Source organism: Streptomyces sp. NPDC047049, assembly GCF_040643995.1.
Classification (GTDB): Bacteria; Actinomycetota; Actinomycetes; order Streptomycetales; family Streptomycetaceae; genus Streptomyces; species Streptomyces mooreae.
The window spans coordinates 243185-260180 of the sequence record NZ_JBEYVM010000004.1; the positions used below are offsets into that span (position 1 = coordinate 243185).

The 16996-nt window shown below is 68.2% G+C and carries 17 protein-coding genes, 1 tRNA gene and 2 pseudogenes; 9 read left to right on the forward strand and 11 right to left on the reverse strand.

The genetic code is table 11. The features are described from left to right. Nucleotides 1-54: 54 nt before the first annotated feature. Nucleotides 55-1773: a CocE/NonD family hydrolase gene (locus tag ABZ851_RS12520; RefSeq protein ID WP_361125331.1), complete on the reverse strand. Its 1719-nt coding sequence runs from the start codon at nucleotides 1771-1773 to the stop codon at nucleotides 55-57. A gap of 136 nt (nucleotides 1774-1909) precedes the next feature. On the opposite strand from ABZ851_RS12520, the gene ABZ851_RS12525 reads away from it, so the two are divergent. Next, a complete protein-coding gene (locus ABZ851_RS12525; protein ID WP_361126219.1) occupies nucleotides 1910-2611 on the forward strand; it encodes a TetR/AcrR family transcriptional regulator in 702 nt (233 codons plus the stop codon). 91 nt (nucleotides 2612-2702) lie between these two features. Then, on the forward strand, nucleotides 2703-3134 hold the full coding sequence (locus tag ABZ851_RS12530) for a hypothetical protein (RefSeq protein WP_361125333.1): 432 nt from the start codon (nucleotides 2703-2705) through the stop codon (nucleotides 3132-3134). A 33-nt stretch (nucleotides 3135-3167) separates the two neighbouring features. On the opposite strand, the gene ABZ851_RS12535 is transcribed toward ABZ851_RS12530, so the two are convergent. From ABZ851_RS12535 to ABZ851_RS12550, 4 genes and pseudogenes are all read right to left on the reverse strand, one after another. Further along, nucleotides 3168-4184 (reverse strand): TolB-like translocation protein, encoded by a 1017-nt coding sequence (locus ABZ851_RS12535; protein WP_361126222.1) that lies wholly within the window; start codon nucleotides 4182-4184, stop codon nucleotides 3168-3170. Nucleotides 4185-4210: 26 nt separating this feature from the next. Then, nucleotides 4211-5527 carry an MFS transporter gene (locus ABZ851_RS12540; RefSeq protein ID WP_361125335.1) on the reverse strand — a complete coding sequence of 439 codons (1317 nt, stop codon included), beginning with the start codon at nucleotides 5525-5527 and terminating at the stop codon, nucleotides 4211-4213. A 3-nt stretch (nucleotides 5528-5530) separates the two neighbouring features. Continuing rightward, nucleotides 5531-6391: an alkaline phosphatase family protein gene (locus ABZ851_RS12545; protein WP_361126224.1), complete on the reverse strand. Its 861-nt coding sequence runs from the start codon at nucleotides 6389-6391 to the stop codon at nucleotides 5531-5533. Nucleotides 6392-6578: 187 nt separating this feature from the next. After that, nucleotides 6579-6908 (reverse strand): annotated as a pseudogene (locus ABZ851_RS12550) (mismatch-specific DNA-glycosylase); the annotation flags it as partial. Between the two features lie 88 nt (nucleotides 6909-6996). Here ABZ851_RS12550 and ABZ851_RS12555 point away from each other — a divergent pair. Continuing rightward, on the forward strand, nucleotides 6997-7341 hold the full coding sequence (locus tag ABZ851_RS12555) for a hypothetical protein (RefSeq protein WP_361126227.1): 345 nt from the start codon (nucleotides 6997-6999) through the stop codon (nucleotides 7339-7341). A gap of 125 nt (nucleotides 7342-7466) precedes the next feature. Beyond that, nucleotides 7467-8297 carry a DNA-binding protein gene (locus ABZ851_RS12560; protein WP_361125337.1) on the forward strand — a complete coding sequence of 277 codons (831 nt, stop codon included), beginning with the start codon at nucleotides 7467-7469 and terminating at the stop codon, nucleotides 8295-8297. Nucleotides 8298-8772: 475 nt separating this feature from the next. Here the strand turns inward: ABZ851_RS12560 and ABZ851_RS12565 are convergent. The 3 genes and pseudogenes from ABZ851_RS12565 to ABZ851_RS12575 form a co-directional block, all read right to left on the reverse strand. After that, nucleotides 8773-8940 (reverse strand): annotated as a pseudogene (locus tag ABZ851_RS12565) (DUF3099 domain-containing protein); the annotation flags it as partial. A gap of 52 nt (nucleotides 8941-8992) precedes the next feature. Then, nucleotides 8993-9400 carry a hypothetical protein gene (locus ABZ851_RS12570; protein ID WP_361125339.1) on the reverse strand — a complete coding sequence of 136 codons (408 nt, stop codon included), beginning with the start codon at nucleotides 9398-9400 and terminating at the stop codon, nucleotides 8993-8995. Nucleotides 9401-9445: 45 nt separating this feature from the next. Beyond that, nucleotides 9446-10642: a hypothetical protein gene (locus ABZ851_RS12575; RefSeq protein ID WP_361125341.1), complete on the reverse strand. Its 1197-nt coding sequence runs from the start codon at nucleotides 10640-10642 to the stop codon at nucleotides 9446-9448. A 290-nt stretch (nucleotides 10643-10932) separates the two neighbouring features. On the opposite strand from ABZ851_RS12575, the gene ABZ851_RS12580 reads away from it, so the two are divergent. The 5 genes from ABZ851_RS12580 to ABZ851_RS12600 all read left to right on the forward strand — a co-directional run bounded on the left by ABZ851_RS12580 (nucleotide 10933) and on the right by ABZ851_RS12600 (nucleotide 14058). After that, nucleotides 10933-11009 (forward strand) — tRNA-OTHER (locus ABZ851_RS12580). A 149-nt stretch (nucleotides 11010-11158) separates the two neighbouring features. Beyond that, nucleotides 11159-11839, forward strand: a complete 681-nt coding sequence (locus tag ABZ851_RS12585) for a DUF6338 family protein (RefSeq protein ID WP_361125343.1) — start codon at nucleotides 11159-11161, stop codon at nucleotides 11837-11839. Nucleotides 11840-12170: 331 nt separating this feature from the next. Then, nucleotides 12171-12584, forward strand: coding sequence for a TIR domain-containing protein (locus ABZ851_RS12590; protein ID WP_361125345.1), 414 nt, complete (start codon nucleotides 12171-12173; stop codon nucleotides 12582-12584). Then, the gene (locus tag ABZ851_RS12595) at nucleotides 12581-13582 is read left to right on the forward strand and encodes a caspase family protein (protein WP_361125347.1); all 1002 of its coding nucleotides are present in this window, start codon (nucleotides 12581-12583) and stop codon (nucleotides 13580-13582) included. The genes ABZ851_RS12590 and ABZ851_RS12595 overlap by 4 nt, the downstream gene beginning before the upstream one ends. Before the next feature lie 56 nt (nucleotides 13583-13638). Then, nucleotides 13639-14058, forward strand: a complete 420-nt coding sequence (locus ABZ851_RS12600) for a hypothetical protein (RefSeq protein WP_361125349.1) — start codon at nucleotides 13639-13641, stop codon at nucleotides 14056-14058. Between the two features lie 13 nt (nucleotides 14059-14071). Here ABZ851_RS12600 and ABZ851_RS12605 read toward each other — a convergent pair whose 3' ends face one another. From ABZ851_RS12605 to mug, 3 genes are all read right to left on the reverse strand, one after another. Further along, on the reverse strand, nucleotides 14072-14947 hold the full coding sequence (locus tag ABZ851_RS12605; protein ID WP_361125351.1) for a hypothetical protein: 876 nt from the start codon (nucleotides 14945-14947) through the stop codon (nucleotides 14072-14074). Between the two features lie 103 nt (nucleotides 14948-15050). After that, nucleotides 15051-16028 carry a toll/interleukin-1 receptor domain-containing protein gene (locus tag ABZ851_RS12610; protein ID WP_361125353.1) on the reverse strand — a complete coding sequence of 326 codons (978 nt, stop codon included), beginning with the start codon at nucleotides 16026-16028 and terminating at the stop codon, nucleotides 15051-15053. A 403-nt stretch (nucleotides 16029-16431) separates the two neighbouring features. After that, nucleotides 16432-16989: a G/U mismatch-specific DNA glycosylase gene (gene mug / locus ABZ851_RS12615; protein WP_336049628.1), complete on the reverse strand. Its 558-nt coding sequence runs from the start codon at nucleotides 16987-16989 to the stop codon at nucleotides 16432-16434. Nucleotides 16990-16996: the final 7 nt, after the last annotated feature.

Here is a 16996-nt window from a genome sequence, read left to right on the forward strand (position 1 = left end):
CTTCACCGGTAGGGCGGCAACGGAGGAGGCAGGAGGCGAAGCGCCGGTGCACCGTCAGCGTTCAGGGTCGGCACTGTCGGTACCGTCGGTGCCGGTGGACTCTTCGCCCGCGACCGGAAGGACGAGCCGGGACGGGTGGTGGAGCGAGACCTCGGCCGGCAGGAGCCGGGTGGCCGTCGCCGGAGGCTCGCCGGTGCCGGTGTTGCGGGCGAAGCGTGGGTGGGCGCCGCCGCTGACCTGCAGGCGGATCCGGTGTCCGGCGGGGAAGGAGTAGGCCGTGGAACTCATCGGCACCGTGACGGCGGCCGGGGTGGCTCCGGTGGTGTCCGTGGCGGGGCCGGGCCGCAGGCGTCGCAGCCCGTCGCAGATGTTGGTCGAGCGGCCGCGGTCGTCGACGTCGCAGAGCCGGGCGAAGACATCGGCGTGACCGGTGTCGGTGGTGACCCGTAGTTCCACGCCGACCGGCCCGAGGAGGTGCACCGGCTCGGTGAGCGGTGCGGTGGTGAAGGTCAGGACGTCGTCCCTGGCCTCCAGCGCGGTGTTGTCCTGATACCCGGTCTTGCCGGACAGCAGGGGGCCGCCGACCGAGGGCGTGGGATCGGCCGGGTCGTAGCGGAAGGACACCGGCGCCGGGGCGTTCTCGGGCATCCGGGGGCGCAGGGTGCCGTCGCCGTCGAGGTACCAGTGGTGGGCCGTCGTCGCCGGGGGCCAGTCGGGAAGGTCCTGCCATGCCTGCCGGCCGGCCACGTGCACCCGCGCCTTCGTGGTGCGCGGGCCGCTCGGATCGTCGCACAGGTGGGCCCGCAGCCAGCCGAGGCTTTCGGCGAAGACCTCGGGCCAGCCCTGCTCCATGGCGGAGTTGTGCGTCCAGGGGCCGACGAGCAGGCTGCGGTCGCAGCCGGCCCGCCGCAGCCTGTCGTACTGCTGCAGCGTCTGGTCGAGGGCCACGTCGTGCCAGCCGGTGATCAGGCTGGTCGGCACCCTCAGGTTTTCGGCCACGGACCCCAGGTCCGCCCCGTGCCAGTGCGCGTCCTGCGGCTCGGGGCGGGCCATCGCCTCCTCCAGGAACGGCACCCTTCCGCCCAGGCCGGACACATACGCAGTGCCGAGCGGAAGGGTGCGGGTGATCGTGCGGAAGTGGCGCTGCAGCCGCAGTGCGGCCTGGAGAAACCTCGGCATGCCCCGGTGCTGATGCACCATGCCCATGGAGGTGGCGAGGGTGCGCTCCAGCGCGAAGGCGCCGCCGGGGTGGAAGTAGCCGTGCAGGTCGTGCAGGCCGACCTGGATGACCATCGCGCGCAGTTCCGGTGGCGGGTCCGCGGCCAGCGCCCACTGGACGTAGCCCAGGTAGCTGGCGCCGATCGTGCCCAGCGCGCCCGTGAACCAGGACTGCCCGCGCAGCCAGTCGACGGTGGCCCGGCCGTCGGCGGCCTCGTGGCGCCACAGATCGAAGGTGCCGCCCGACCCTCCGGTGCCGCGGCAGCTCTGCAGGACGACGTGGAAGCCCTGTTCGGCGAAGAGCACGCCGTACATCGGCGCCCAGGGGAAGCCCCGGCCGTACGGCGAGCGGACCAGGAGCGTGGGGAAGTCGCCCTCGGCCAGGGGGAAGTAGTGGTCGGTCAGCAGTGCGCTGCCGTCGGCCGCGGGGACCACGAGGCCGGGCTCGTAGGCGATGTCGTGGAGCTTGGGCGGCAGCCCCCGGAAGGTGCGTCGCAGGGCGCGAACGCGCAGGGGTGGCTGCTTCGCGGACGCGTGGTGCGTGGTCGTCGTCATGGTGCCTCGATTCCTGGAGCGGGCTCCGCCATATTTCCAGTACGTTGTACGAGAATAGCGTGTGGTGGGATGGCACCAGGACAGAGGAGAGGTTGCCGTGGCCCGTACAGGAGGCTCGTCAGGGCGTCGTGCCGGTGTGGATCCCGAGTTGCTCTGGTCGCGCGCCGAACGCCCGCGACGGGGCAGGCCCCCGGCGCACGACCGCGCCGCGATCACCGCCGAGGCCGTTGCCCTCGCCGACGCCGAAGGGCTCGCCGCGGTCACGATGCGCGCGGTCGCGGGCCGGATCGGAGCGGGAACGATGTCCCTCTACAGCTATGTCCCCAACAAGGAGACGCTGCTGGAGCTCATGATCGACCAGGTCGGCGGCGACCACCGGCTGCCGCCCGAGCCCTCCGGCGACTGGCGCGCCGACCTCCGGCGGATCGCCCACGAGCAGCGCGCGATCATGCACCGCCACCCCTGGCTGCCGGGCGCCCTGCCCGCGCAGCAGACGCTCGGCCCGAACACCCTCGCCGTATGGGAGTACACCCTCGCCGCCCTCGCCCCCGCCGGCCTCGATGCCCGGGCGAGGCTGGAGACCTTCAGCCTGCTCACCGGCTTCGTGGCCAGCCACGTCCTGTACGAACTCGCCCAGGAGCGGGCGGTCGAGGCGGCCGGCCGCACCTCCGGCGAACTCCTCGATGCCCAGGCCCGCTACCTCAAGTCCGCTGCCGCCGCCGACAGCCTTCCCCATCTCGCCGACGCGCTGGAGGCGACGGGCAACGACCCGGCCCCGCAAGCCGCTTTCGACCGCCTTCTCGACCGCATGATCAACGGTCTTACGGCGGCGACATGACCCCCGCACCGGCGCTCCCGCCGGGGCGCCCCACCGCGGGCCGCACGGCGCGGCAGAGTCAATTGTCAGACCCGGGCGGTTTACTGACGGCATGACCACTGACACGTATCTGGCCACCATCGACCGGTTGCGGCTCCGGGATTTCCCCGCCGTCCGGGCCCGGTCCGCCACGGTCGAGAGCGGGCCGGGATTCCACATAGCCGGTCTGCGGGTCAGCCAGGATTTCTGGGACGCGGACCTCGCCGAGGTGGCCGAGGCCGCGGAGGAGTTCGAGGCCGAGCTGACGGTGCTGGTGCGGGCACTGTCGTTACGGTGGGGCCCGCCCGAAACGCTCGACCTCGCCGTCCACTTGGAACGGTCGGCGAGGGGCCTGCCCGTCCCGCCGCCGCTGGACACGCTGTGCGGATATGTCCCGCGGATGCACGGCTGGCGGGTGCGGGGCCGGTGGATCGGGGTGGGCGTGGGGCAGGGCGACTGGGAACTGCCCTTCCAACTGCTGGTGGCGGTGGGGGAAGGGAGGTGACGCGGCTGCGGACGCGGATACCGTGCTGCGGTGTCAGCGGGGGAAGACGGGGGCGAGCGCCGCGGTGACGAGCCGGTGCGGCGCGCCGGTGCCGTCGGCGGGGACGGTCCACAGGTCCGAGCCGAAGTCGCCCGGCAGGGAGTAGACGAGAGTGTGGTCGTCGCGCCAGACGGCCTGGTCGTCGACGTTGCGGTGTTCGCCGGTCGCCCTCTCGTGCAAGGTGCGCAGATCGAGGACGTACAAACGCCACGGAGCGTTGGGGTCGGCGCCCTTGACGCGCTTCTTGTACGCGAGCTTGGTGCCGTCGGGGGAGAGCGAGGGGCATTCGACGTTGGGGTGCAGGGCCTGGAGGATGCGGGTGGTGCGGTTGCCGCGGACGAGGTAGGTCCTTCCGGCCGTGGCGGCGGTGGCGTAGAAGTGGGTGTCGTCGGCGAAGGTGACGCCCCAGACGTTCACATCGGCCGCGTGCACCGGCCGCCCGTCGACGGTCAGGGCATAGGCCTCCAGGTTGGCGTCCAGCCGCCGGCCGCGGGTGTCGACGACGGAGGTGCGGGTGGAGAAGGCGGTACCCGCGTAGGAGTCCCCGCTGACGAAGACCGTCCAGGCGACGGTACGGCCGCTGGGGGAGACCCGGGCGCGGGTGGGGGTGCCGGCCAGGCCGTAGTGGCGCAGCGGGCGCAGGCGCTTGTCGAGGATCACGGCCCGGTAGGTGTCGCGGAGCGTGCCGTGGACCGCCTGGAGGCAGAGGCCGGTGCCGGCGGCCGCGTGGAAGCGCAGGCAGCGGACGCCGGATGCGGTGCGCGGACCGGTGAGCCGGCCGGCCGGGACCGCGGTGATCTCGTCGCGGTGCGGGCCCCAGGCCATGGTGCGGAAGAGGCTGCGGTGCGGGTCGTCCAGGCGGACGGCTCCGGAGGCCACCGCGGGGCCGCCCGCCTGGGTGTGCTCCTTGCGGGCGGCGCGCCCCGCGGCGTGCAGCGTCGCGCCGACGGCGACCCCGCCGAGCACGAGCACGGTGACGAGCAGGAGGGACAGGCGTGCGCCGCGGCTCAGGGGAGTACGGCTCCAGGGGATACGGCTCACCGTGCGTCCTTTGCGGGGGAGTCCGAGGCCGGCGCCGGGACGGCACGGCGCAGGAGGAAGGTGCTGACGGCCGCGGCGAGCGCCAGGCCGATGACGGCGGTCAGGACGGCGGTGCGGTCACCCCAGGCCGTCCAGGCGGCGCCGAAGGCGAGGGAGCAGACGAACCGGGCGGCGGTCTGGCCGGTCTGCACCACGGCCAGACCGCTGCCGCGGGCCTCCTCGGGCACCGCATCGGCGGTCGCCGCCGCCAGCACTCCGTCGGTCGCCGCATAGAACGAGCCGTGCAGCACCAGCACGGCACCGACCAGGGCCGCCCCGCCGGCCGACGGCACCAGCAGCAGCCCGTAGGCGCCCAGCAGCGCCAGATGCCCGCCAAGGAACAGCCGCCGGCGGCCGATCCGGTCGGCGACGGCCCCCAACGGCACCGCCAGCAGCAAGAACGCCGCGGCCGTGCCCAGCGGAAGCAGCGGGAACCAGCCCGTCGGCAGATCGAGCCGCCGCTGCAGGGTCAGGTACAGGAAGGAGTCGCTGACGGTGGTCAGCCCCAGCAGCACCGCACACCCGGTCAGCCGGCGCACCTCCGGCCGTGCCAGCAGGGCGCGCACCGGCGTCCGGGGCGCGGCCGGGGCCCGTTCGGCGGTGGCCTGCGCGGCATCCGGGAGGCGGCGCGGGACGAACAGCAAAAGGACCACCACACCCAGCACGGCCACACAGAAGCTGACCGTGAAGACCGCGTCGTATCCCTCCGCCGCCACCCGCAGCAGCACGAACGCCACCAGCGGCCCGCACAGCGCGCCTGCCGTGTCCATGGCCCGGTGCACCCCGAACGCCCGCCCCCGGACGGCCGGTTCGGCGGCCAGGGAGATCATTGCGTCCCGCGGCGCGGTCCGCAGCCCCTTGCCGGTACGGTCCACCGCCAGCACCGCCCCGATCAACGGCAACGAGTGCACCATCAGCAACAGGGGTTTGCACAGCGCGGAGAGCCCGTACCCCACCGCGGCCACCGTCTTGTGGCCGCCACCCCCGCCCCGGTCCGACAACCGGCCCCCCACCAGCCGGACCAGCGCGCTCACCCCGTTGTAGACCCCGTCCAGCACCCCGAACCCCCAAGGGGACAGGCCGAGTTCGGCGACGAGGTAGAGCGGGAGCACGGCGGTGACCATCTCCGAGGAGATGTCCGTGATGAGGCTGACGGTGCCCAGGACCAGCACCGTGGAGGGTACGGCGGCTCCGCCGCGGCGGATTCTGCCGGTGCGCCGGCCGCCCGGCGTTCCCGAGGTGGAGGATGCCGGGCGGCCGTCTGTGAGATACACGGGTCAGCCGGCCCAGATTCCGTCGATGTCCTTGGCATCGGCGGCGTGGCCCGCGTGCGAGGTGCCGTACATGTCCTCCAGGGTGCGCAGCACGTCGTAGTGGTTGTAGGTGGTGGCCGAGGTGGAGCCCGGCTGCACGGGCTGGCCGTACAGCACGGTCGGGATCCGGTTGCCGCTGAGCCGGTTGTCCTCGTCGAAGGTGAGCAGCAGCAGGCTGTTGTGGGTCTTGGCCCAGTCCGCATAGCTCTTGAGGTGGTCCTTGAGCCAGGTGTCGCCGGTGGAGACCGAGCAGTCGTGCATATCGCTGCACAGGTTCGGCACGACGAAGGACACGGTCGGCAGCTTCGAGAAGTCGATGGGGAAGGCGTCGAAGGTGTGGGCCGAGTTGGTGGAGACGTTGCTGAAGCCGAACCACGGGTTGTGCTTCTGTGCGTAGTTGCCGCTCTTGCAGGTGGTCGAGCTCTCGGCCGGCAGCGACTCGTTGTAGCTCGCCCAGGACTTGCCGGCCGCCGTCACCTCGGAGGCGAGGTTGGGGGCGCTGCTGAAACCCGGGTCGACGCAGCTGTCGTCGGTGACGCCCTGGGTGTCGCCGGAGAAGAGGGCGTAGTAGTTGGGCTGGCTGGGGTGGGTCTCGGCGTAGGACGCGGTCAGGCTTGCGCCGCCGGAGGTCAGGGAGTTGATGTAGGGGGCGCTGGAGCTGCCCATCACCTGGTCGTAGGCGTGGTTCTCGAAGACGACCACGACCACGTGGTCGGGGGTGGGCACGGCGGTCGCGGCCGCGGCCGGCTGGGCACCGAAGCCGTTGCCGGCCCAGACGCCGAGACCGGTGGTGGCGAGGGTGAAAGCTCCGGCGAGGGCGGTGATTTTGCGGCGGCCCGAGCGTCGGCCGCGGTGGGAGGCGGGGGAGTCGGCGGGGGAAGGTGACGCGGGCGTAGCGAGCACGGGAGTCTCCGTACAAGGGGGGAGGGCTGCGCGGGCGGCGTCAGAGTAGAGCCGTCGGGTAGGCATGTACATGCCTTCAAGGTGGCCGACGGCCGAACGGGGGACGACCTTATGCGCCGTCGTCCGCCGCGAACGCCGCGGCGCGCAGCCTGCCGTACTCCTCGGCCAGCGTCGCCGGTGTCCAATGGGCGTTGAGCCCGCTCGGGTTGGGCAGTGCCCAGATGCGGGTGTCGCCGAGGGTGCGCTCCTGCGGGCCGATCTTCGCGTGCTTGTCGTCGAAGGCGACGCGATAGGCCGTGACACCGGCCACGGCGAGCCAGCGCGGACGCAGCCGGGCCACCTTCTCGGCCAGCAGCCGGCCGCCCTCGCGGTACTCCCGGGCGGTCAGCTCATCGGCCCTGGCGGTCGCCCGGGCCACGACATTGGTGATGCCGAGGCCGACACGGTCTACGACCGCCGCCACGGCGTGAACTGTTCCTAACGGCGGCCACCTGGAATCCTCGGACAGCACCCTCCTGGAAGCCGCCCTGCGCGAGCTCGCCGAGGAGACCGGCATCCCCAGCAGCACCGTCACCCCGCTGAGCGACAAGCCGATCCACATCGACCTTCACCCCGTCGACGCGAACGAACGCCAAGGGCGAGACGAACCACCAACACTTCGACTTCCGGTTCCTCTTCTGCACCGACGCCGACGTCCGCCAGCTCCAAACGAAGAGGTCACCGACGCCGCCTGGCGCGATGCCCACAGCATCAGCGACAGCACCGCGGCAGCACATAGCCCAGGCCCTTCGCTGACCCCCCGATCAGGCCGCCCCTGCGCTTGCGACCCCCGACGTGCGCGGGGCGGCTGTCCGTCTCCGTCCGTCGCGTAAGAACGTGCCTAATGTCCCTCAACGCTTCACAGCGCCTCTACCTGGGCCAAGACTTGACAGCTATAGATAACGCTTGGGCGAAGGAGCTTCGAGAGGAAGCCGAATCGGAGCGGGACCGTACACAGGTGCCCGCGCAGAAGCAGCAGCTCCTCATCCTCGCGGGCCAGGCATGCGCACTCCTCGCAACGGCCGCCTTCGACCTCGGTGCCCTCGGCAGCGCGCGCCGCCTTTCCCGTGCCGCCGCGCTGTACGGAGAAACTGCTCGATTCGACCCGCTGCAAGCGTTCGCCGGAGGCACCCTCGCCTACATCGCCTACTACCAAAACCAGCCGGCAGAGGGCGCCAGGTTCGCACGACGCGCCCAAGCCTTCACCGGCCTCGGCGACGTCGCTCGCCGGCGCCTGGCAGCCATCGAAGCCCGCGCGCTCGGGTACGTAGGCGATGCTCTCTCCGCGCGCAGGGCGCTGGACGTCACACGACACGAGGGACCGGGCCTGACCGATGATCTGCATGACGAAGTAGCAGGCGAGTTCGGGTTCAGCGCCGAACGGCTAGCCATGTCGAACAGCTCAACCTGCCTGCTCATAGGAGACGCTGAAGGGGCAGAAGCCGCAGCCAAGCGATCCTTGGAGCTTGCGGCAGCCAGGCCGGCAGCCGGCCGGGCCGTCAAGATTGTCGGCGGCGCCGCCACTGACCTGGCCATGGCGCGGCTCCTCCGCGGTGACCTGGATGGCGCTATCGCGGCCCTGAACCCCATGTGGGACGTCCCGCGGGGGCAGCGATCACCCGGCATCCTGGCCCGCACCGCACGAGTCCGCCGAGCGTTGACCGCCACCCCGTACAGGACCGCTCCTCAGGCAATCGAAGTGGCTGAGCGAATCGAGGACTTCACCCGCATATCCGATACCCACCAACTCGGGCCCGGCGCGGGGCCATTGGCCGCCCTGAAGGGCTGATCCGCTTCACTGAGGTCGATCGGCCCCGGAAGTGAGGATCTTCGCCTCCTTCTCGGGGGCGATTCCGTGATTCGCCCAGCGCGGATGAGCAACAGGCCGGCCGTCCGCACGCAGCCACGCCCAAGTGTCCGAGATGGTCTCGCGCACCGGCCGGCACCGCAGACCTGCTGCAACGGCCTTGGCCGAGTCCACAGCCCACACCCCTGCGTGCGTGCGCCACAGGGGCAGCTCTGTCCACTGCCGGACGTTGTGCTCGACCAAGCGGCTCGCAGGCGTCCACACCGGGCGCCCCGTGCCTCCGGTCACCTCCAGGCACGCCGTCACGAAGTTTTCGAATGTGATGCCCTCAGCGTGGGCAACGTTGTACGCGCCGGACGTGGAGCCCGCCGCCTGATCAAGAGCGAAGCGGGCTACATCCCGTACATCGACGGGTTGGATGCGCCGCTCGGCCGGGGCCGGAGCGAGCATCCGGCCGACCCCGGCGGTTGGCGACCATCGCGGCAAGCCGGGGGGATGATCATGGCCACAACACACATGCCCACGGCGGCGGGGACGGACCAGATGCGCACGACCCCCCAGGCCAAGACGAAGCCGATGCAGTCCCCATCATGGCGAAGTACACGTGATGGCGAGGGGCGTACATAAGTCCAGGTAGGCGGCACGGCTCCCCGGGGCGCAGACCTGGCTACCGGGAGTCAGGGTGCCGGGGCGTGCGGCATGCGGAGCTTCGTCCACAGAGAGATGCAGGGCACGCCGATCAGCACCGCAGCATAAATGCCGATATAGGCATGATGGCTGACACGAGTAATAATCAGACCGCCGCCCGCGGCGCCCAGGACGCTGAGCCAGAGGAGGGCGGCGACAATGGCGGACCTGAGCTGCACCGGCTTGGATCGTAACGCGCGATGGACACGATAGGAGCTCCTCCTCAACTGCCGAAAGAATCCGAACAGGCCGCCCAATGCAGCGCCGACCACCGCATAGCGGTCATCGACGTGCTGCATTCGATGCAAGACGACAACCTGGGCGAGCGTGCCGCACAGCGCGCCCCAGAAGACGCAGAAAAAGATGTCGGCGGCGAAGAAGGCGAATTCGCCACTCAATTTCTCCAGCCAAGACTGGGCCGAGTACCCGGCATGGTATGTTCTCTACTCCTCGGGAGTCACCAGAACCCTGACATCGTGCGCGACTCTGTTTCGCTCCAGCGACACGAATGTCCGGATGAATCCCACAGCGAACAGCACCGCAAGGACGAGGACCGCGCCGCGCACGGTGACCGGAGCATGTCTCATGACGTAGATCGGCACCGTGATCGGCGAAGCGGCCATCGCGGCCAAGGCCAGTACGAATCCGCGGCGAAAGGTGTCAGGCTGCACGGCCTGGCCCGGCAGTCGTTCCTCCAGCCGCCCCAGGAGTGGGTCCACCTGCGCCCTGACCGTGGCGCGCCATCTGCGCCGAGCGGTCCGGCCGCGCTCGACGGTCGGGTCGAACAGCACGAACTCCGGGGTCCAGTCGTCGGCGAACCTGATCACCCCGCGCAGCGGATGTCGCCCTCTCCGCAGCCGCGGCGACCGCAGGGGCGGATAGTCCGGCAGTGCCGGCATACGTGACGACGCCCCCCCTTCCCGGCGCAACTCCTCACCCCGCTCGGCGAAATATTCCCCGGCGGCGTCGCGGAATCGGTGGTACTCGTCCGGTCCCGTGCACACCAGAAGGAGCAGACGGGCCGGCGGCAGGGTCTTCACGGCCTCCATGAACTCCCATAGCGTGCCCTGTGCGGATTCCTTTTCATGCGAGATTCCGGCCACCAGGAGAACCAGGCGTGCACGTCGGATCAGTTCGCTCACCTCGGATTTCCATTCATCCGTTTTGTCATCCGTTTTGAGGTAGGACCGATCAATACCGAGTAACGGGTATTTGTCGCCGGGGTGGCCGATCGTAAACAATTTGCCGAAGCGGCGGAAGAAGCGAGCGACCTTCTCTTCTTCGGTGGCCGCGGCGTTGTCGACGTTATGGCCCAGGATTTCCCCGTTCGACAGCCAGAATCTCGCGCCCAACGCCCTCCTCGGATCGGCGAGTTCCCGGTCGATCCCGAAAGAGCGCAGGAACAGGACGAATGTCATGGTCGGGAGGTCCGCCGGCAAGCCCAGGACGGGTTGGATACGCATCGCGAAGGTCCGCCCGATCGGCCCGGCCGCCGACAGCCCGAACGCGGCGAGGGCGAACCAGGCGAGAGAGCAGAGCACCATCCTCCAGTGAAACCCTCCGTCGAACACCCGTCCGACGGAGGCGAACCCCCTGAAAAGGGCGCAGAAAGCGACAAAGATCACGATGGCGTATCGCACCCCGGTGCCTCCTGAGCGTCGTAACACGTAGCGCGTCACACCGGAGTGGGGCTCTTGCTCGGACATCGACATGAAACAAGTAAGCCGACACCGCACGAAGGTGGTAAATGAACGTATCCACACTGGGGGGTGCAGCGAGCCACAGGTGCGCCTGATCGATCGGCGCACCCGCCGTCGTAGCCGACTGTCGTCGGCTGGGGTTCGTGCCACAACCGTGCCAGATGCAGGGGTCAGCCCGGTCAACACCGGTGCCCGCGGTCGAGTAGCCGCCTGCTTCCTCGGCTGGCGAAGCCCCAGCTCAGCCCGCAGATTCCCCAGCCTCTCCCCCAAAGCGGGTGTCGCAGGTTCGAATCCTGCCGGGGCACCAGCGCAAACGGCCCCGACCGATCATGGTCCGGGCCGTTTTGACGGCACCATTTGATGGCAGTCGCCTCTCCCAGTGACAGTCCTCACCGCACATGGAAGCTTGTACGGTGGCCGACTGTCGTTGTTCGTCTACGGCAGGAAGGACCCGCCGTGCCCACTACGTTCACCGGTCTCATGCTGCTGGTCGTCCTGCTACTGCCAGGGCTGACGTTCGTCGTCGTCCGCGAGCGTCAGGGAAGCGAGCGTCGGCCTACGCCCTTCCGGGAGACCGGAACCGTGGTGTTCTGCAGCGTTCTCACCGAACTGGTGACACTCGCGCTTTTCGCGGCAGCGCGCGGCCTCATGCCCAGTCTGACGCCAGACGTCGGTCGCCTCGTGCGCGAAGGCGGTAGCTACGCGCGCGATCAATATGTCCAACTTGGCTGGTGGGCTGGCGGTCTATTGCTGTTCTCATGCGCTCTGGCGGCCGCGGCCGCAGCCCTCACAGGTAAGCGGCCCCATGCATCCGTCACGTCGGCATGGTGGGTCATGTTCGACCGCTGGTACCCCGGAGAAGACCCCATCGTCGGCTGCGTGCTGGAAGATGGCTCCTACATCGAGGGGCGGCAGGCGTCGTTCAACGTCAGCTCAGACGACTCCCCAGACAGGGACCTGGTGCTGGTGGAACCGTTGAAGTATCGCGCGCCCGGCGCGACCGAGGTACAGCACTTCCCATGGGGGGCGGCATGCATCTCGGCCCGCCGGATCGTGACCATGTTCGTCAGTTACCCCGACCCTGAGCAGGAGGCGGGGGAGGCGGCGACGCAGGGGTCCGCCCCGGCTGCCTCATAGGTTTGTGACCACGCGTATCGGATGAACCCGATGGCTTCGTCTGCGGTTGGCCGCCTGAACCGGGCGTATTGGGCGAATCAACCATGGCGCATCCTTCCCGGACATACACGTCCTGGCGATTGCCGCGACAACGCTCAGGACCTTCCCTGCGAAGAGCCTACAGAGCTGCAAATGCCCCATCGAGGGGCGAGGCCGAAACGTGGAAGCCGCGTATCGCGCCTGGAAGCCAGCGGTTCCCCCGGGCAGCTCAAAGTCACAAAACGCCACCGCGCTGCCAGACCTGTCGCCTAGTGTGAGGCTCCACCGGTCCTGCTCGGGAGCAAGGAAGACGATGGTAAATCCGCGCGCGTTCCTCAGCTTCGACTTTGATCACAACGAGCTTCAGAAGAAGATGTTCGCAGGCCAGGCGGTGAGCGACTCACCCGCGCCGTTCACCGTCGAAGACTGGTCGAGCAAGACCTCGCTGCCCCAAAGCCAGTGGGAAGCCCTCATCAAGAAGAAGATCGCAAACACCCGCATGTGCATCGTTCTGGTGGGCCGGCACATGGCGACCGCCACGGGTGTGGCCAAGGAGATCGCCATGGCCAAGGAACTGCTGGTCCCCGCCTTCGGCGTCTATGTCGACGGCGCCGGACCCAGCAGCCCACTGCCCGTCGGCCTGCCGCGGAACCGCACCATCGCATGGAAGTGGGAACTCATCGCTCTGGCGGTGCGGCAAATGATGGGCGAGGGCAAGAACGCGTGAAGCGGGCCATCATCGTAGGCATTGACCACTACCCGGACGGTCAATCCCTGGGGGGTTGCGTCGCAGATGCGACAGCGCTCGACAAGCTGCTTTCTGCCAACGCTGATGGCAGCCCGAACTGGCGCACTCAATTGATCACGGGAGAGGAGGGCGTTCCTGAGGTAACGCGGGACGGCCTGCGTCACGCCCTCACCCAACTGTTCGCCAATGCTCGTGACACGGATTTACTCTTCTTCTTCGCCGGCCACGGGGCGCAGACGCTCTGGGGCGCTGATCTGGTCACCCAGGACGCTACAGACCATACGCTGGGCGTATCGATGAATGACCTGATCACCCTGGCCAACGATTCACCTGCCCGCAGTGTCACATTGATACTCGACTGTTGCTTCAGTGGAGATCTGGGAAATACACCAGGGCAGCAAGCCGCAGCCGTTGCAGAGAACTTCCGCCTGAACAAGAGCATTCTGCGGGAGAACGTCACCATCCTGGCCGCAAGCCGCGGAATCGAGACATCGCAGGAGGTAGACGGACACGGCGCCTTTACCCGCGTCCTCCTTGACGGACTCGAAGGAGGAGCCACCGACCACCTGGGTAAGGTCACTGCGCTCAGCCTTTACGGATACATAAGCCCAGCCTTTGACGCGTGGCAGCAGCGCCCGGTCTTCAAGGCGAACCTGACCGAGCCCGTTGTTCTGCGCATCGGTCCGCCATGGCTGGACGCCGCCATGCTGCGAAAGTTGCCCGAACACTTTCCTGAGGCAGACAGTCGAGTACGTCTGAGCCCAGAGCACGAGGGCGAAGGGAGGCCTCTGCCTCCGGGAACTTTAGGCACTCCAAAACAGCAGCAATTCGACTATTTCGGACGGCTGCGCAACGCCAATCTTGTCACCACGGACGGTCAACGTGATCACTACTGGGTAGCCATGGAAAGCGGAGAGGTTTACTTGACTCCCATGGCCCAGTACTTCTGGAAGCTGGCCAAACGAAAGGTGCTATGAAACGCATCGGGTGTACCGGACACCAGACGTTGAGCGTCGCCACAAGACGGCATGTCGTGGACGTCATGCTGGCTGAGCTAAGCGACATGAAGGAAGAAATCTTGGGGGTGACGTGCCTCGCGGAGGGGGCAGATCAGGCTTTCGCGCTGGCCATGCTTGCCCGCGGAGGACAGTTGCATGTTGTCATCCCGAGTAGAGATTACGAAAACAGCTTCCAAAGCAACGAAACGCGATCGGTCTACAACTCTCTACTCCAGCTTGCCACCTCCCGCTCAGAGCTGGACTTTTCTACGGCTGGTGAAGACGCATATTTGGCCGCAGGGCAGGAGGTAGCTGATCAGAGCGATATCCTGCTGGCAGTCTGGGACGGCAGACCGGCGGGCGGAAAAGGCGGCACCGCCGATATCGTGACCTATGCCCGGCAGCGAGGTATGGACGTCCGCATCATCTGGCCACCGGGCTCGACAAGGCAGTAACACCAAGCAGTCCCTAGGGGGCGCGGGACGCGATCAGACTCTGCGCGAGAGCGCGGTCGTACAGCTTCGTTGCGATGACGCCCCGAGGAGTCAGGACGGTCGACCACACCTTGACCGCGTGCACGGTCCGCCGCTGGTCATCCTTTTCCTCCAAAATTCGCACGACCAACGCATGGTGCATCAATTTCGCCACGGACCGTACATCGACGGAGGTCAGCTCCAGCATCGCCAGGATCTGCTCAGCGTTGTTGCGTGCGGTCAGATGCGACGGGTCGTATGTGCCCTTCCTGCCACAGGGTGGGAAAGCAATCGTCACGCGGTGCTGGAGGCCGCATCTGCGGATCAACTCGATCTCCCACGCGAGGGAGGGACGCATCTCGCGCCCTGGCGCGAGCAGCAGGACGATATGCGCGGCTTGCCCCACTAGTGCGGCAACATGATCCTGCCAGTCCTCGTCAGGTGAACGCAGGTAGACCGGACCAGGCGGCGAATACCGCACAGCGGCATCCACCAACGTGTAGGCCGCCATGTCGTGATGACGCAACAGAGCCCGCGCCGTCACCTGCTCCAAGGTCAAGGCAGGTGACCACAAGCCGATTTGGGGATGGGTGGGGAGTAGCACTTTGCCATCGCCGCCGAATGTCCGCAGCATCAGACAGTACGAGGCATCCGACGCGAGTACAGAGTCGATGACCTGGGCGCAGTCCAGGCTCTCGTGGAGCCGCTTGTACCGCAACCACCACCGCAGGCCACTACCCAAGCCGAGGGCGAAAACCGGTAGGACGGTAACACCCCAGATCCCGGCGATCGATTCGAGCACCTTCTCACTCCCAGCCTGCTGGTCGAGAAGGACGTACGCGAGAGGAGGGACGAACAGCAGAGCGGCCAACAGCAGACCGACCTCCCGGACGAACCTGAGGAAGCGCCATCTCAACGGGGACACCGGCCTTCGTGTTCGACGCCGCCCATTCGCTCGGTAGGGACGGCGGCTCTCAGGCTTCTCGGTGCCTGTTGCGCCACGCATGGACGCCCGGCAGCAGCGCAGAGTCCTCGCCGACCCCGCGCCCCTCCAAGACGCCCTCAACATTGTTGAAAAAGCCGACGGCGAAACGCCGCTGCCAGGCCAACAGGGCCGGTACGGCTGCCAGAGAGACGCCGTTGGTAAGAACCGCCAGCCCAACAGAAACGCCGGCAACCGCCCCAGTCTTGACAGATGGCAGCTTCAACACCACGGTGGAATGACCCGGATCGGCGTCGACCACCTCCGCGGAAACCGCGCCGCCGCGGCGAGCGTTGAAGGTCACCATCGCAGCTTCCGGCCTCACCTCAATGATTGGGTAACGCAGCAACTCGACGGCTCCCGTCAGTGCGTCGAATGCCCGACGCCGGGAAGCCTGCAACCGGCGCTCGTAGCGCCTGGTGGTCAGGAGCTTCGGCTCGCCGGGAGAAGCTGTGTCTGCTTCAGAGGCGGGAAATACTCCGTGCCCCTCAAGCGTCTCCAGGAGCCGGCCGAAGTCGTATGGCCAGTCCGAATCAGCGAGTCTGACGGCTTGCAGGCGTGAAAGCGTCTCGAGCGAGGGAGGTAGTTCATGCCCTGGTGGCATCACTGCCCCTCCGACGAGCACCGGTATGAGAGCTTTGCCGTGCCGGAGAGCGGTCTCCAACTCAACGCGTACCAGGTCGGCCGACTCATCCAGCCGCCGCTGCCCCTGGTCATTCGAGCTACTCAGCCAGTCAGGCCCTAAGACCGCGATCACCGCGCGAGACGCGAGTAACGCCCGCTCCAACTCCACTACGTAGTCCCGGGCGGGCAGGTTCGAGTCGATGTCCAGATAGACACGTTCCTTCCCGAAATACCTCCGCAGGTCGGCAGCGAGTCGTCCGGTCCACGGCGCCGAGTCCGAACGTCGATAAGAAATGAATATCGCCCGCCGCTCCTTCGCGGACGTCCGATCTTCAGGTGCTGGCATCACCGCTCCCGTCCGCGTCCTATCCGCCCGGCTCATGTGGAGGGGACCACAAGGGCGCTGTACGCAGCCTTCCGACACGCACACGTGAAAACAAGGGTGCAGGGGAGCGCACAGACGGCGCACGCAAGTTGTCCGCGGACGGTGCAAGAGGACCCGTCGCTGTCGCAGGAGCACGCCCGGTGCCGGCGAGGGCGAACGCCCCCGCGAGTGCGGTGACTTTGCGGCGGCGGGAGCGGCGGATGCGGGAGGAGGAGGGGGACGCTGCGGCGGAGGGGGACGCGGAGAGGGCAGGCACAGGGGTCTCCCTACGGGAGTGGGGGCTGCGCGGGCGGCGTCAGAGTAGAGCCGTCGGGTAGGCATGTACATGCCTTCAAGGTGGCCGACGGCCGAACGGGGGACGACCTTATGCGCCGTCGTCCGCCGCGAACGCCGCGGCGCGCAGCCTGCCGTACTCCTCGGCCAGCGTCGCCGGCGTCCAATGGGCGTTGAGCCCGCTCGGGTTGGGCAGTGCCCAGATGCGGGTGTCGCCGAGGGTGCGCTCCTGCGGGCCGATCTTCGCGTGCTTGTCGTCGAAGGCGACGCGATAGGCCGTGACACCGGCCACGGCGAGCCAGCGCGGACGCAGCCGGGCCACCTTCTCGGCCAGCAGCCGGCCGCCCTCGCGGTACTCCCGGGCGGTCAGCTCATCGGCCCTGGCGGTCGCCCGGGCCACGACATTGGTGATGCCGAGGCCGTGGGCGAGCAGTTCCTCCTGCTCGGCGGGCCGGAACTGGCGCGGAGTGAATCCGGCGGCGTACAGGGCCGGCCAGAAGCGGTTGCCGGGGCGGGCGAAGTGGTGGCCGGTGGCCGCCGTCATCAGCCCGGGATTGATTCCGCAGAAGAGCACGCGAAGGCCGCTCGCGGCCACGTCGGGGACGAGGCGGTCGCGAGCGGCTTCCAGCTCTTCGGGGGTGAAGCGCACGGGTCCT